Below are 14,478 nucleotides of genomic sequence, written 5' to 3'. Positions count from 1 at the left end.
CTCCCACATATCGTCTAAAATCCGTAACACCTATAAGGTTTTAATGGGTGTACTTATGTGTAATCCATGCTATCATTAATCGCTGAAATATTTTAGAAAGGCCGTGTTCATTTGAAATCCATACTGAAAAGTTATCGCTTTACCTTGATCTTATTAGGTTCGATTATTCTTGGTGGAATCATCGGACTCATTTTTGGGCCTAAAGCTCAGGTTATTCAGCCATTAGGTGACTTATTTTTAAATCTATTATTTATGATGATTGTGCCTCTTGTCTTCTTTAGTATCTCTTCTGCAATTGGAAACATGAGCGGCATGAAAAGACTTGGTAAAATTATAGGAAGTATTTTTATTGTCTTTATGCTGACCGCCCTAGTCGCGGCTATTCTTGCAATCGCTGGGACTTCAATTATTAATCCATTAAAAGATACGGATATACCTGCTATAGAGAAACTTATGATAGAATCCGGCGAAATCTCCGAACCTTCAGAAGAGATTACTTTCCTTGGCCAGCTAGTACAAACTTTTACAGTGACAGATTTTTCATTGATTTTATCAAAAGGCAACATGCTTCAATTAATTGTATTTTCCGTATTATTTGGAGTTGCCACCGCGTTAGCTGGTGAAAAGGGGAAGCCTATCGCCTCTCTACTATCATCAGGTTCGGCTGTTTTCATGAAAATGGTTGGAATCATTATGTATTATGCACCAATTGGATTAGGTGCTTATTTTGCCTCCATTATCGGTCAACTTGGCCCTCAATTACTTGAGGGTTATGCAAGAACCTTCGTTCTTTATCTCATCCTAACGATCATTTATTATTTTGGGTTCTTTACACTGTACGCATTTATCTCTGGGGGGAAAACGGCGGTTAAAATCTTTTGGAAAAATGCCATAACCCCTTCTGTATCCGCTATTGCGACTTGTTCCAGTGCTGCTTGTATTCCGATTAACCTAGCAGCTGTGCGAAAAATGGGGGTTCCAAATGATATTGCTGAAACGATTGTTCCTCTAGGGGCAAACACTCATAAAGATGGCTCTGTAATTGGAGGGGTAATCAAAATTGTCTTCCTTTTTGCTTTGTTTGGAAAAGATATGACAAACATATCCAGCATCATAAGTATTCTTGCTGTTTCCTTCCTTGTAGGTGCTGTGATGGGTGCCATTCCTGGGGGTGGGATGATTGGTGAAATGTTGATTTTAAGCATCTATGGGTTCCCTCCAGAAGTTCTACCAATTATTGCGGTGATTAGTACGATTATTGATGCTCCAGCTACTTTACTAAATTCAACTGGCAACACTGCTTGTGCCATGCTTGTTGCTCGATTAGTTGAAGGAAAGAACTGGATCAAAAAAGCGATTACGAAAAATGAACTAGAAGTTAGTTAAATATGCCTGGATTAAATGAGCGTAAGCTTGATTCTTGTGCCATCCTGATTTATAATTTTCTCAAATACAAAATGAAGATATGGTGTTGACAAAGAGTAGTACACTTGAACTCGGTTTTTCAGAGAGCTTGTGGTTGGTGAAAACAAGCAACCGAACTAGTGGAATGGACTTTCGAGCCTCTGTTGTGAAGAAAGTAGCAGCAGACGTTTCCAGCGTTAATGGGGCGTGCGCTTTTCTGTGCATGGATAAGAGGCTCTTTATAGAGTAATTAGGGTGGCACCGCGGACCATTCGTCCCTAGATTGATGGGGGATGAGTGGTCTTTTTTCTATTTTCATTATCTTTTGGAGGTTTTTAACATGCAAACAATCTTCTCAGGTATTCAACCGAGCGGTACGATTACACTCGGAAACTACATCGGAGCAATGAAACAATTTGTCGAGCTTCAGGATGAATTTAATTGCTATTTCTGTATCGTTGATGAACATGCTATCACGGTCCCACAAGATCGACTACAATTACGACAGAATACGCGCAGTCTTGCAGCGTTGTATCTCGCTTCAGGAATAGACCCTGAAAAAGCAACACTATTTATTCAATCAGAAGTTCCTGCTCACGCTCAGGCAGGATGGATGCTACAATGTATTGCCTATATTGGTGAATTAGAAAGAATGACACAATTCAAAGATAAATCAGCAGGAAAAGAAGCCGTATCAGCCGGCCTATTAACTTACCCACCGTTAATGGCAGCCGATATCCTTTTATACAGTGCAGATTTAGTCCCAGTCGGAGAAGATCAAAAACAACATATTGAATTAACTAGAGATCTAGCCGAACGATTTAATAAAAAATATAATGATATCTTTACAATTCCAGAAGCTCGAATTCCGAAAGTTGGGGCAAGAATCATGTCTTTACAGGATCCAACTAAGAAAATGAGCAAATCAGATGCGAACCAAAAAGGATTCATTTCGATGCTTGATACGCCTAAACAAATCGAGAAAAAAATTAAAAGTGCAGTAACGGATTCTGAGGGAATTGTGACATACGATAAAGAGAATAAACCAGGAATTTCAAATCTTCTATCGATCTATTCTATCCTAGCCAACAAATCTATTGCAGAATTGGAACAAGCTTATGAAGGAAAAGGGTATGGCGACTTTAAGGCAGATGTCGCACAAGTCGTCATCAACGCCGTTGAACCAATTCAAACTCGATACAATGAATTAATGGAATCCTCCGAACTAGACGAAATTCTAGACCGAGGAGCCGAAAAAGCAAATCTAGTCGCAAGCAAAATGGTAAAGAAAATGGAAAATGCAATGGGCCTAGGAAGAAAAAGACGGTAATCTCAAAAGCGGAGGCGGCTCGTTTTGCGACGTATGGACTGGAGCAATCCGACTGAGATAAAAGAAACACGAAGAGCGATAGCGATTCGATGTTGACTTATCGTAGGGAGAGGTGGGAAGTCCACTAGTCGCTGGCTGCCGGAGCTGGATGTCCCAAGTGCGGAAGCGGCTTGGTCAGCCCCGACAAGCGCTGGAGGGCTGACAGATGAAGTCGTTCTTTGACTTCAACTGACAGACTGAAGTGACTCGAGGGGCTAGCCGCTGCAGCCGGGTGTACCTAAAGCGGAGGCGGCTCGTTTAGCGACGTATGGACTGGAGCAAAACGACTGAGATATGACTTTTCTTTGGACTTCAGCCCTTAGAAAAGCCAATGGGATGCGTGATTCTTCTCTTCCCTTTCGTGAGAATAAAAATGTAGATAAACACAAAAAGGAGCCGATTGGCTCCTAATTTACTTTCGATCCGTGTTCCATTTCCCATAATTTTTCAAAGAAGGTTTGTCCTTTAATTAAATTTTCACAGAAAGCATAATGTCTTCTAGACCAACCGAATTTTGTTTCATCATACAACTCTTCCCACACTTCCTCAAAGGAAAGTTGTTGGATTTCTTCATATTTTTCTGGACTCCACTCAGTTAACCAGTAACGCACCTCGGCCACATTTTGCGAAGAATGCAATTGATCCATTGCCATGAATAAAAGCTGCTTAAGTTGTCTTTCTTTTCTAGTAAGTCCTCTCATTAAATCTGGTGCTGGGGAAAGAATATGATAATCTTTCAAAGATGATTGATCGTTAAATTTATAACTTCTAGTTTCTTGATTTTCAAGCATCTCAAATACTAATTGCTCTTGTCTTGGAATTAATCTACTTTTTCGGATTGGAATGTTATAGCCAATCGTGTCAACGGCTAAAATCCCTACTCCATCGGAAACAACAAAACAATAATCCAACTGAACTCGTTCGTGATTTTTTCTCAGGTAAGCTTTTTGATAAATATCATCCATTAATTGTTGTGGTAACTCTGAAAGATCATTTTCTATGTAATTAAATAATAGAGAATCAATCTTTAATAGTGGCACTTGATCCAATAATTCTACCCCGTCATCTTTTCTCCACTCATGAAAATCGCATACATTGTATCCATTCTCTTCACCTTCAAACCAGTTCACCCAGACATCATGAAGATACAACATGATTACAACCCCTCTCATCAGTTCTCTTTGCACTCAGTATGGGCAGAGATAAGTAAAATTATTCCTTAATTGATATACTCAGGAAAGAAACTTTGCAAGTTTAGGATTGTTCCAAAAGCCTGTTTTCGTAAAGATTATTAAAACCCTAATACCGATTTTAACGCAATAGTAGCCCTAACCGTATGTTTAAATTAAGTTTGCAAGCTCTTTTTCTCATTAATGAAGCTATTTTTTGTACACATAGCTCTTTCAGTCGTATTTTTTGTTCATATGCTATATTTGAGAGAAGAGCCTTCCAAAAAGTTAGGTTCACCCAAAGGATATTGATTAAAAGGGGAATCTAAATCGGTTAGCAAAATTGTTAGGAAAATATAAACTTGATAATTTCATTTTTTCTCGACAAAAAAAAACACTGCAAAGAAAATGCAGTGTTTAAACAAATTTTTAAAAATCAATCTCTGCTAAAATAGTATCAGCGGGCAATCTAAACGAATCTTCTCTAGATAAATGTTGCTTCAGTTTATACTGCCTGACAATTTCGTACCCGATGGCATATCCAAATAGCGGCGGATATTTTCCCTTGCCAAATAAAATATCATCATGTATTTTTTCATCCCGCTTACAATCAAGTACCTCTTTAATGCTAGAATTCCAATGCTTTAGTAACTCTTTCGTTGAATATTGCTTACTCCATTTTGCTAGATATTTTTCTCCACATGTTTCGAGCACTGCTTGCTCCGCAAGCCCCTCTAAAACCATGGAATCCAATAACGTATAGTTCTCTACTCTCTTTTTTTGGCAATGTATTCGGCAAACATGGTGATATTCATGTACAAACAAGGCCTCTATTTCCTTCTCATCCTGCAGTGGGGATAGAAATAAAAACATCTTATCTCGAAACGAAACGCCTGACTTTGAAAAACCTCTACTGGAGAACACAGCCCCTGTATCCATAGGGAAAATGAAAACTGGGATATCAGGTCCTTGCCATTTTTTCTTATATTGTAAAACTAGTTTTTCTAATTGCTCCCAAATTTGTTTTTTCTCCAATTCTTTAAACCAGTCAAACGTACGACGATGAGGTCGATACATACCAAACTGCAGTAAATATTGATAGATTCTTTTAGGAGAATCATCTTTAAACAACTCTTTTAACTCTTCACATATTTTCAAGGGCTCCTGAAAGTTTTTTTCTAGCCATTCATCCGTACGAATAACTGCCATTATATTCCCCCCGTTTTTAATTCTTACTCTAACCTATGAAGAACAAAACCAATTGTTTACATTCCCCACCTAGCCCTTCCACCTCATATATATAACATCCAAGAAAAAACAAAATAACGACAAACAACTTTATTTCATTCGTTTTATAAAGTGAAAAACTTCAATCACACAAAGCCTGTTTAATTTTTCTAGGGGATTATGAATTTCAATTGATCACCCACTTATCCTTTTAGGTTCTTACTACCAGTTAATCCAGAATAAAAAACGGTCAAAAAAAGAACCTAAACCAATATTGGTTTAGGTTCTTTTCTTTATTATCCAGTGTATTTTATCAAGGCAATCGTCGCATTATGGCCACCGAATCCGAGCGAGTTGCTAATAGCAGCTTGAACTTCTTGCTTACGTGATTCGTTAGGGACATAATCAAGATCACATTCTGGATCTGGTGTTTCTAAATTAATTGTTGGAGGTAAAATACCTTCCTTAATTGCCATCGCAGTGAAAATCGCTTCAATTCCACCTGCGGCACCAAGCAGATGCCCTGTCATAGACTTTGTAGAACTAACCGCCAAGTTATAAGCATGTTCCCCAAATACGTTCTTAATCGCCATTGTTTCAAACTTATCATTATACTCTGTACTTGTACCATGAGCATTGATATAACCAATTTCCTCAGGCTTTAATCCCGCATCATCCAATGCCATTTTCATTGCTCTTGCTCCACCTTCACCTTCAGGCGCAGGTGCAGTAATATGATAAGCATCACCTGTTGCACCATATCCTACTATTTCCGCGTATATATTCGCTCCTCTAGCCAATGCATGCTCTAGATCTTCAAGTACAACAATACCGGCTCCTTCTCCCATTACAAAACCATCACGATTTTTATCGAAAGGTCTACTAGCTGTTGCAGGGTCTTGATTTGTTGAAAGTGCTGTATTTGCACAGAAGCCTGCAAAACTCATTTTCGTAATTGGGGCTTCTGCACCTCCACTAATCATCACCTCTGCATCCCCACGTTGAATTACTTTGAAAGCATCACCAATAGAGTTTGTACCAGTAGCACATGCCGTTACTGTACACGAATTAAAACCACGTGCTCCTAATGTAATGGAAACTTGTCCAGTAGCCATATCGGGAATCATCATTGGAACAAAGAAAGGACTCACACGACGATAACCCCTGTTTAAAAATGTCTCATGCTGCTGTTCAAATGTCTCCATTCCTCCAATTCCAGATCCAATCCATACACCGATACGGTCAGCGTTGTCATCATTGATGTCAAGGTCCGCATCTTTTACCGCCATTAATGAAGCAGCCACCGCATAATGGGTGAACCGGTCCATTTTCCTAGCTTCCTTTTTCTGAATGAAGTTTTCAATATTAAAATCCTTTAGCTCTGCTGCTACTTTTGCTGGGTAATCGTCCGCATTTACCCTTGTCACAGGGCCCACCCCTGATACTCCTGCAATTACGTTTTTCCAGCTAGTTTCAGCATCGTTACCAACTGGCGTAACAGCGCCAATTCCTGTAATTACAACTCTTCGTTTATTCATAATCCCATCTCCTTTTAGAGAAATTACCGACCCCAACGTAGGGCGATTGCTCCCCATGTTAAACCGCCACCAAACCCTACCATAACAATAAGGTCTCCGTCTTTGATTTTCCCAGCTTCAAGTTCTTCTACCATCGAAATTGGAATTGATGCTGCAGAAGTGTTTCCATATTTATGAACGGTCTTCGACATTTTTTCCAAAGGTAATTCTAATCTTTGTCTAGCCGCCTCCATAATTCGAATATTCGCTTGATGCGGGATTAAAAAGTCCACATCTTCCTTGCTAAGTCCAGCTTTCTCAAGCACGTTTACGCTGCTTTCTCCCATTTGACGCACAGCAAATTTAAAAACTTCTCTTCCATTCATTCGAATGTTTGTGTCTTGATAGAGGTACTTGCCACCCGAACCATCAGATCCTAGTTCAAAAGATAATACCCCTTTTCCATCGGCAACTGGCCCCATTAAAACAGCACCTGCACCATCTCCAAATAATACAGCGGTATTACGATCTTCCCAATCGGTAATTTTGGATAGCTTTTCTACCCCTACAATTAAAACATATTTATATGCACTCGTTTCAATAAACTGTTTAGCAGTAACCATCCCATACATAAATCCTGCGCAGGCTGCACTTACATCCATTGCAGCAGCCTTTTTCGCGCCAAGTTTTTCTTGGAGCATGCAAGCTACACTAGGAAAAGGCTGGTCTGGTGTAACAGTTGCAACCAAAATCATATCTATTTCTTCTGGTGAAACATTTGCGTTTTCCAATGCTTTCTGAGCAGCTCTCAAACCCAAATCGGATGTATCCATATCATCCCCAGCAATTCTTCTTTCCTCGATACCTGTTCTCGTACGAATCCACTCATCTGATGTATCCATTCGCTTTTCCAAATCTAGATTCGTCACAACCTGTTCTGGAACATAACGCCCAATTCCAATAATCCCTGCATTCATAGGGCCATCTCCTTTTCAACTTCATCCTTAGCACTTATTTTTATCATTAATATCAATTATTATTAGCTGGTACTAATTTTATCAGATGATGGTACTAAACTGCAACAGAGAATTCTTTTGTTCCGCACCTGTCTATGTCAATAAACGGGCTCTAACATAAACTAAATAATAATTAAGGTATTTATAGGGAGGAGGATAAAGATGAGCACTGACCAATCACCAAGCAATGAAACTCAGAATCAGTCCAACGACGATCAACCTATTTCTGAGCATCCCTTTGATCGCTTAATGTTTGGTCCTAGAGAAAGAAACCAATCAACGGTAGAAAATGAACAGGAGAAGGATAATACTATTTTAGATCAAATTAATGCAGAAGAGGTCATGTCATATATCGACACCCTTATGGGAACGGCACAGCAGTTAAAGCCTATGTTTTCTAAAATACGGCCATTCGTTGACCAATTTTTTAAAAAATGAAAAAAAAGCTGCGATGTCATCGCAGCTTTCGTCCATTTATTCGTTAGGAAGCTTCCCAGTTTCTTTATATTGGTTTATCTGCTGTTGGATTGACTCCCTAAAATTAGAATCCACATTGGGACTAAAGTCTCCCAGTGAAATGACCCCATCCTGAATATCAAAGTATAAATTTCCTGCCGTTAACTCATTTTGATTAAATTTGGTTGCCACTAATTCATATAAAACATCCACATGCTGGACAGTACTTGTAAGAACAGTGGATTCACCGAGATCTGATTGATCAGAAATGTATCCTACTACATAAAGCCCTCTTTCTTTTACCCGTTCGATGACTGGAACATTATAGCCATCCCCTGCTGGGTAAATGACATCTGCTCCCCCATCAAGCGCCTTTTCAAGAATATCGAGTGCTTTTTGATCATTATCCCAATGCCCAACATAGTAAATATCAACATTAACTTCATCATCATAGAAAGCTGCACCTTCATAAAAACCTTCTACTTCAGGTTGCCACTCAAATGCAGCAATGACACCCAGGTGTTTTGTTTCGGTCATGTGTGCCGCAACCATTCCCCCGAAGAATCCCATTGCATATGCATCAAAATTCAAACTAGTTGTATTCTTGTTCTTAGCATCACCATTAAAACTAACAAAATGAATATCTGGATATTCTTCAGAAATTTGATTAAAATACGCGGCATACTCATTACCATGACCATAAATCAAATTGACACCTTGAGTAGAAAACTCCTGTACAGCCGCCTCAACTAACGGCTTCGAATTTATACCTTCTTTATAAAAGACATCAATATTAAAACGCGACTGTATTTTTAACAACCCATGATATCCAGCGGTTCCCCATACTTGGTCATCTATTGTTTCAGGGACAAGCAGGCCAACTTTTTGAATTTCCCCTGTTGCAAGAGGTTGTCCGCATCCTCCCAACAATAGTAGGCTAAACAAAATAAGCCCAAAACGTTTCAACATTTGCTGCAACTCCTTCTATTGCATTACATCAGAAAATATGGAATTAAGGCCTTTTCTGTTTCTATATAATCATATTACTTTTTAACCAACTATTTGAAAAGGGTTTTCTTATCCGCTACCGATTCATTAGTTGCCAATGTTCGTATTGTTTCTGTTGTTCTTTTATACCGCGTTGGATTTCCATAGGCTCTTTTACATACATAAAATGGTAATCATCTTTATTTTCCTGCAACTGCAACCAACTTGTTTGTTCCCAGTTTTTCATTTTTTGTGAAACGGACTCTAGCATTAGTAATTTTTTTTCCTCTGGCAAGCTTAAAGACTTACAAAGATGCAGAAAACATTCCATCCAACCATTTGTCTTCCCACTGTGAACGACGAATTTCCCACTATCCTCTTTTAATTGCAAAACTATAGAAGCAGCATCCTCTATATAAATCGCATCCTCTATTGATTCTCTAGAAGATAGGTTGTATTCGGATTTATCACTTCGATAAAATGCTAACACTTGCTGAAAATAATAAACATCTGGCTGCCACGGTCCATATAGAGTCGGAAAATAAATTTCTTGATAACTGGAAAAACCTCTATTCTTCATGAAATCTTTAAACTTTTGAAAACCTTGTTCATTTGCAACTTGGTAAGGCAATAAATAAGTGACTGAACAATTCTCAAGCGAAAAGAGAGGATGATCTTCCCTGCCTAATACTCTCTCGTAGACCTTTTTCTCCGTACCATTCATATAAAAATCATAAAGTGGAATAATCAGCCGTAATTCTTCATTTTCTTCGTGGAGTTCGCCCCACTCTATATCCTCGATAAAATTAGCATTACGGCCGACTTCCATTCGCTTTTCTTCTTTAAAACAATTCTTCTCATCCGTATTGCTTAACGCAATTACTTCCATTCCTTCCTCCAGCATCGCCTTGGTCACACCATAACCCAAAAAACCAAATGCTCCAACAACGATTGCTTTATTCATTAGCAGTCCCCCTGATTCATCTTCCTTGTATCCTATGAATCTAGGCTCATATTATTTCCTTCTGTTTCATTAAAGAAAGCGTTCATGTTTACCAAAAAACTGAAGGACTTGTGACCCAATTTGAGGTTTTTTTTCTGGAACTAAATAACAAATATTATAATCAACCTGATCCACTTTCCACTTTTCACTATATCCTTTCAATATGCTGGATTGTTTATAGGCACGGTTACCAGTGAGTACGTGAATAATTTTTATTGGTGTTTCTATTGGGAATCGAGGATCCTCTTCAACTTGTAGGAAATGCTCATAAACATAATCAGGGTGGATATCATAAGCCGATGCAATCTCTTTAACTAGTTTTTTATAGAAAAATTTGTGTTCCTTTTCTTGTTCTAAATGTTTACCAAGTGAGAGTATAGGATTTAGTAACACGAGAGAGCGAAACTTTGTCTCAATTTTTAGTAATTTTAATAAGGTAAGTGCCCCCATCCCTTCAGCCAATACATGGAACTTATCATTAAGGATTTCACTTTTTCTTATATGCATACATAAACGTTTAGCCAACTCTACAGCTTCTTGGCTCCCCCAATTTTTGCCGTATAAATTAGAGTAAAAAATCGTATACCCTGCCTGTTTTAAATCATCAAGCATTTTACGCTTCCCTTCATTTTGTGTCCAAAAACTGCTTTGTTCGTCTACAAAATGTCGTTCATCTCCTAAAATTAAGATACCGAAACCGTTTGGCTTGTGGGGATAATGAATTATGTTCCATTCGGTATCCAATCTGAAGTTCCGGTTCTCCATTTTTAATTCTCCTTTAACAGTTTGTTCATAATAATGTATGAGGTTCCATATAAAATGAATGGGGATTAGCCTAAAAATTATCAAAGGATAGGAAAAGCCAAAGCCTTGCTCAGCTTTTTACCTGGATTTTGCCAACTTTTAGTCCTAGCCATCTAAGCTTCTATGTTCAAACATTTATGCTGTTTCTACCTGAGACAGGCAACTTTTTTAATTATTTATTAATTTATGGCAATGTGGTAAGATTATTGAAGAAATATAGTAGGGTAGAGGTGAAAAAGAATGCGTTATTTCTGGACTTTATTCTGGACTTTCCTATTAGTTCAAATGTTAACTTATGTAGCTGGTGCAATGATTGGCGTTGGGTTTGATCTCCAAGTTGGCATCTTGCTAACTGTTATTGTAACAATCTTGATGTACATTGTTCCGCTCATCCTTCCTGATAATCCTGCTGATCAACATTAATTACGTTTAACAGAGGGATAAAAAGTCATCCAATTTGGATGACTTTTTATGTTAAGGTTAGCTTAAGTTCGTTGTCTTTTAATGAAATTTCCACTGTACTTTTCTCTCTGACCCCTCCTGCAATCATTTCTCTAGCTAGTTTTGTTTCTACATTCCTTTGGATATAGCGCTTCAAAGGTCTTGCCCCATATACAGGATCAAATCCATTAACTGCAATAAACTCTTTTGCTTCCTCACTCACGTTAATCTTAATTTGTTGATCCTTTAAGCGTTGTTGTAAATCATCTAGGACTTTGACAACAATGGCTTTTATTTCATTTAATTGTAGCGGTTTAAATAAAATTATTTCATCGACCCGATTTAAAAACTCTGGACGGAAATGTCCTCTTAGTTGGCCCATGACTTGTTGCCTAGCTTCTTCAGAAATTCCTTGTGTACTATTTGAGTGGTCAAGGAGAAATTGAGAGCCTATATTGGATGTCATGATAATGACTGTGTTTTTAAAGTCGACTGTTCTTCCTTGAGAGTCGGTAATTCGACCGTCGTCTAACATTTGTAAAAGAATGTTAAACACTTCTGGATGTGCTTTTTCAACTTCATCAAATAATAGAACAGAATACGGCTTTCTTCTAACCGCCTCCGTTAATTGGCCTCCTTCTTCATAACCTACATACCCTGGAGGTGCACCAATTAATCGAGAGACTGCATGTTTTTCCATATATTCAGACATATCAAATCGAAGCATTTGTTCTTCACTATCAAATAGAGCTTGGGCTAATGTCTTGACTAATTCGGTTTTTCCAACCCCAGTTGGCCCTAAAAAGATAAATGAACCGATTGGCCTGTTCGGATCTTTAATACCCGCTCTAGCCCTAAGGACAGCATCAGATACGAGGGATACAGCCTCTTCTTGCCCTATTACTCTCTGTTTAAGGATGCTTTCAAGACGAAGTAGTTTCTCTCTTTCCCCTTCTACTAACTTATTGACAGGAATGCCTGTCCATCTAGCAACAATTGAAGCAATTTCTTCGTCTGTTACTTCTTCGCGCAGCAGCCTCTCTTCTCCTTCATCTCCTACACGCTTTTCGAGCTCTTTTAATTCTTTTTCTAGGGCCGGGATTCTCCCATGCCGTAATTCTGCAGCTTTGTTTAAATCATAATCACTTTCTGCTTGTTCAAGCTCATGACGCAATCTTTCTAAGGTTTCCCGCTTTTGCCGGATCGTTTGAATCCCTTCCTTTTCCTTTTTCCATTTTCCTTTCATCTGATTTACCGTTTCTCGTAGGTTTGCAAGCTCTTTTTGGAGAACTCCAAGCCGCTCTTGGCTTGCCTCATCTTTTTCCTTTTGTAATGCCGCTTCTTCAATTTCTAGTTGCATGACTCTTCTTGTCACTTCGTCTAACTCTGTCGGCATTGAATCAATTTCTGTCCGTATCATCGCACAAGCTTCATCAACAAGATCAATTGCTTTATCTGGAAGAAATCTTTCCGTAATGTAGCGGTCTGATAACGTGGCAGCCGCAACAATTGCACGGTCATGAATATTAACGCCATGATGGATTTCAAATCTTTCCTTCAATCCACGAATAATAGAAATGGTGTCTTCTACAGTCGGTTCCTCTACTAGAACCTGTTGGAACCTTCTTTCTAGTGCTGGGTCTTTTTCAATATATTTCCGATGCTCATCTAATGTTGTAGCCCCAATACAATGGAGTTCTCCCCTAGCAAGCATCGGTTTTAACATATTCCCTGCATCCATGGCGCCTTCTGTTTTTCCAGCCCCTACAATTGTATGAAGTTCATCAATAAAAAGTAAGATCTTACCTTCACTCTTCTTTACTTCATTTAAAACGGCCTTTAATCGTTCCTCAAATTCCCCTCTAAATTTAGCACCAGCAATAAGGGCTCCGATATCGAGTGAGAAGATGGTTTTATCCTTTAATCCTTCCGGTACATCCCGACGAACAATTCGTTGCGCAAGTCCCTCAACAATCGCTGTTTTTCCAACGCCCGGTTCTCCAATTAAGACGGGATTGTTTTTCGTTTTTCGTGATAGAATCCGGATAACATTCCGAATTTCACTATCCCTACCGATAACAGGATCCATTTTCCCCTTTCTTGCCTCTTCAACTAAATCTCTACCATATTTTATTAAAGCGTCATAGCCTGCTTCTGGGTTTTGTGAGGTCACTCTTTGATTCCCCCTTATGTCTTTAATCACAATTAATAACTTTTCTCGACTAACGCCTCTACTGCTCATAAAACGTCCGATGTCGGAATGGTCTTTTTGTTGTAAAGCTAAAACTAAATGTTCCGTTGACAAAAACTCATCTTGAAATTGATCCATTTCCTGTTTTGCCAGCTGAAGCAACGACTGCAAATCAGCAGTGATATATAATTTTCCTTCTACTGAAGTACCTGTAACTTGAGGCCTTTTATTTAGCTCATCCTCGGCAAATTTCTGGAAGATAGAAGGCTCTTCCCCTAGACGCTCTAAAATGGTCTTAAGTAAACTTTCAGCTTGATTCAACATAGCTAGAAATAGATGAATACTATCTACTTCTTGATGGTTTAAATCCGTTGCAAGCTCTTGAGCTTTTAAAAAAGCTTGTTGAACCTTTTCCGTCATTGAGTTAAAGTCCATAAATATCACCCCTTTGACCATTTTTGACCTTAATATTATTATATCCATTTTCCTTACTAAAAACTAGTCAATGCTTCATTATCAAAATTGCTCACCATCAAATAAAAGCCACCCAATTGGATGGCTTTTTTATAAGAATCAAGGCTTTCTTTTGTACGTCCAAAGTCGATTATGATTTGATGTTTCAGGAAAATGATCACCGGCACTAAGTTTTACTTTTTGTGGGTTATTGACATTGCTTCCCGTTTCACCAATTTCAATATACACACCGTTATTTGGTGCCTTTTGACCTGGACGGAATTGATGGTTTTGGCCCATGTAATTGCCTCCTCCCTATCAATATCTTGCCCTTTTATTATTGCCGAACAGCCTTTATTATAATGAAGGGAAAAATCCCCAAAACTCAGCTTTTAATAATTTTAAATCAAAGAAAAAACAGCATGAATTTACAAATTCACA

The 14,478-nt window shown here is 38.5% G+C and carries 13 protein-coding genes and 1 other annotated feature; of the genes, 4 read left to right on the top strand and 9 right to left on the bottom strand.

Annotated elements, in window-relative coordinates; translation table 11 throughout:
• The first annotated feature begins 111 nt into the window (after nt 1-111).
• Together M3182_RS10445 and trpS are read left to right on the top strand one after the other, a co-directional pair.
• The gene (locus M3182_RS10445; protein WP_251558014.1) at nt 112-1,386 is read left to right on the top strand and encodes a dicarboxylate/amino acid:cation symporter; all 1,275 of its coding nucleotides are present in this window, start codon (nt 112-114) and stop codon (nt 1,384-1,386) included.
• 76 nt (nt 1,387-1,462) lie between these two features.
• Nucleotides 1,463-1,687: a binding site (T-box leader), on the top strand.
• A gap of 57 nt (nt 1,688-1,744) precedes the next feature.
• The gene (gene trpS / locus M3182_RS10440) at nt 1,745-2,734 is read left to right on the top strand and encodes a tryptophan--tRNA ligase (protein WP_251425239.1); all 990 of its coding nucleotides are present in this window, start codon (nt 1,745-1,747) and stop codon (nt 2,732-2,734) included.
• Nucleotides 2,735-3,180: 446 nt separating this feature from the next.
• On the opposite strand, the gene M3182_RS10435 is transcribed toward trpS, so the two are convergent.
• From M3182_RS10435 to M3182_RS10420, 4 genes are all read right to left on the bottom strand, one after another.
• Nucleotides 3,181-3,927: a YjbA family protein gene (locus M3182_RS10435; protein ID WP_251425236.1), complete on the bottom strand. Its 747-nt coding sequence runs from the start codon at nt 3,925-3,927 to the stop codon at nt 3,181-3,183.
• 444 nt (nt 3,928-4,371) lie between these two features.
• The gene (locus M3182_RS10430) at nt 4,372-5,151 is read right to left on the bottom strand and encodes a DUF2268 domain-containing putative Zn-dependent protease (protein ID WP_251558012.1); all 780 of its coding nucleotides are present in this window, start codon (nt 5,149-5,151) and stop codon (nt 4,372-4,374) included.
• A 314-nt stretch (nt 5,152-5,465) separates the two neighbouring features.
• Nucleotides 5,466-6,707, bottom strand: a complete 1,242-nt coding sequence (gene fabF / locus M3182_RS10425; RefSeq protein WP_251558010.1) for a beta-ketoacyl-ACP synthase II — start codon at nt 6,705-6,707, stop codon at nt 5,466-5,468.
• A 23-nt stretch (nt 6,708-6,730) separates the two neighbouring features.
• Nucleotides 6,731-7,663, bottom strand: coding sequence for a beta-ketoacyl-ACP synthase III (locus M3182_RS10420; protein WP_251425228.1), 933 nt, complete (start codon nt 7,661-7,663; stop codon nt 6,731-6,733).
• 201 nt (nt 7,664-7,864) lie between these two features.
• Between M3182_RS10420 and M3182_RS10415 the strand changes: the two genes are divergently transcribed.
• Nucleotides 7,865-8,140 (top strand): hypothetical protein, encoded by a 276-nt coding sequence (locus M3182_RS10415; RefSeq protein WP_251558008.1) that lies wholly within the window; start codon nt 7,865-7,867, stop codon nt 8,138-8,140.
• Nucleotides 8,141-8,176: 36 nt separating this feature from the next.
• On the opposite strand, the gene M3182_RS10410 is transcribed toward M3182_RS10415, so the two are convergent.
• From M3182_RS10410 to M3182_RS10400, 3 genes are all read right to left on the bottom strand, one after another.
• Nucleotides 8,177-9,127, bottom strand: a complete 951-nt coding sequence (locus tag M3182_RS10410) for a BMP family ABC transporter substrate-binding protein (RefSeq protein ID WP_251558006.1) — start codon at nt 9,125-9,127, stop codon at nt 8,177-8,179.
• A 115-nt stretch (nt 9,128-9,242) separates the two neighbouring features.
• On the bottom strand, nt 9,243-10,109 hold the full coding sequence (locus M3182_RS10405) for a hypothetical protein (RefSeq protein ID WP_251558005.1): 867 nt from the start codon (nt 10,107-10,109) through the stop codon (nt 9,243-9,245).
• A gap of 69 nt (nt 10,110-10,178) precedes the next feature.
• Nucleotides 10,179-10,760, bottom strand: coding sequence for a hydrolase (locus M3182_RS10400; RefSeq protein ID WP_349775444.1), 582 nt, complete (start codon nt 10,758-10,760; stop codon nt 10,179-10,181).
• A gap of 432 nt (nt 10,761-11,192) precedes the next feature.
• Between M3182_RS10400 and M3182_RS10395 the strand changes: the two genes are divergently transcribed.
• On the top strand, nt 11,193-11,375 hold the full coding sequence (locus M3182_RS10395; RefSeq protein WP_251425213.1) for a YjzD family protein: 183 nt from the start codon (nt 11,193-11,195) through the stop codon (nt 11,373-11,375).
• Nucleotides 11,376-11,421: 46 nt separating this feature from the next.
• On the opposite strand, the gene clpB is transcribed toward M3182_RS10395, so the two are convergent.
• Together clpB and M3182_RS10385 are read right to left on the bottom strand one after the other, a co-directional pair.
• The gene (gene clpB / locus M3182_RS10390) at nt 11,422-14,019 is read right to left on the bottom strand and encodes an ATP-dependent chaperone ClpB (RefSeq protein ID WP_251558001.1); all 2,598 of its coding nucleotides are present in this window, start codon (nt 14,017-14,019) and stop codon (nt 11,422-11,424) included.
• Between the two features lie 138 nt (nt 14,020-14,157).
• Entirely contained in the window at nt 14,158-14,337 is a 180-nt protein-coding gene (locus tag M3182_RS10385; RefSeq protein ID WP_251425207.1) for a YjzC family protein, read from the bottom strand.
• Nucleotides 14,338-14,478: the final 141 nt, after the last annotated feature.

The sequence above is a fragment of the Mesobacillus maritimus genome, assembly GCF_023715205.1.
GTDB classification, from domain to species: domain Bacteria; phylum Bacillota; class Bacilli; order Bacillales; family Cytobacillaceae; genus Mesobacillus_B; species Mesobacillus_B maritimus_C.
This window is presented reverse-complemented; position numbering and strand designations above follow the sequence as displayed.

Coding starts and splice junctions, on each gene's coding strand:
- trpS (WP_251425239.1), top strand. CDS start 1,745: ATGCAAACAATCTTCTCAGGTATTCAACCGAGCGGTACGATTACACTC.
- M3182_RS10435 (WP_251425236.1), bottom strand. CDS start 3,927: ATGTTGTATCTTCATGATGTCTGGGTGAACTGGTTTGAAGGTGAAGAG.
- M3182_RS10420 (WP_251425228.1), bottom strand. CDS start 7,663: ATGAATGCAGGGATTATTGGAATTGGGCGTTATGTTCCAGAACAGGTT.
- M3182_RS10385 (WP_251425207.1), bottom strand. CDS start 14,337: ATGGGCCAAAACCATCAATTCCGTCCAGGTCAAAAGGCACCAAATAAC.
- M3182_RS10400 (WP_349775444.1), bottom strand. CDS start 10,760: ATGCTTGATGATTTAAAACAGGCAGGGTATACGATTTTTTACTCTAAT.
- M3182_RS10415 (WP_251558008.1), top strand. CDS start 7,865: ATGAGCACTGACCAATCACCAAGCAATGAAACTCAGAATCAGTCCAAC.
- clpB (WP_251558001.1), bottom strand. CDS start 14,019: ATGGACTTTAACTCAATGACGGAAAAGGTTCAACAAGCTTTTTTAAAA.
- M3182_RS10405 (WP_251558005.1), bottom strand. CDS start 10,109: ATGAATAAAGCAATCGTTGTTGGAGCATTTGGTTTTTTGGGTTATGGT.
- M3182_RS10430 (WP_251558012.1), bottom strand. CDS start 5,151: ATGGCAGTTATTCGTACGGATGAATGGCTAGAAAAAAACTTTCAGGAG.
- M3182_RS10410 (WP_251558006.1), bottom strand. CDS start 9,127: ATGTTGAAACGTTTTGGGCTTATTTTGTTTAGCCTACTATTGTTGGGA.
- fabF (WP_251558010.1), bottom strand. CDS start 6,707: ATGAATAAACGAAGAGTTGTAATTACAGGAATTGGCGCTGTTACGCCA.
- M3182_RS10395 (WP_251425213.1), top strand. CDS start 11,193: ATGCGTTATTTCTGGACTTTATTCTGGACTTTCCTATTAGTTCAAATG.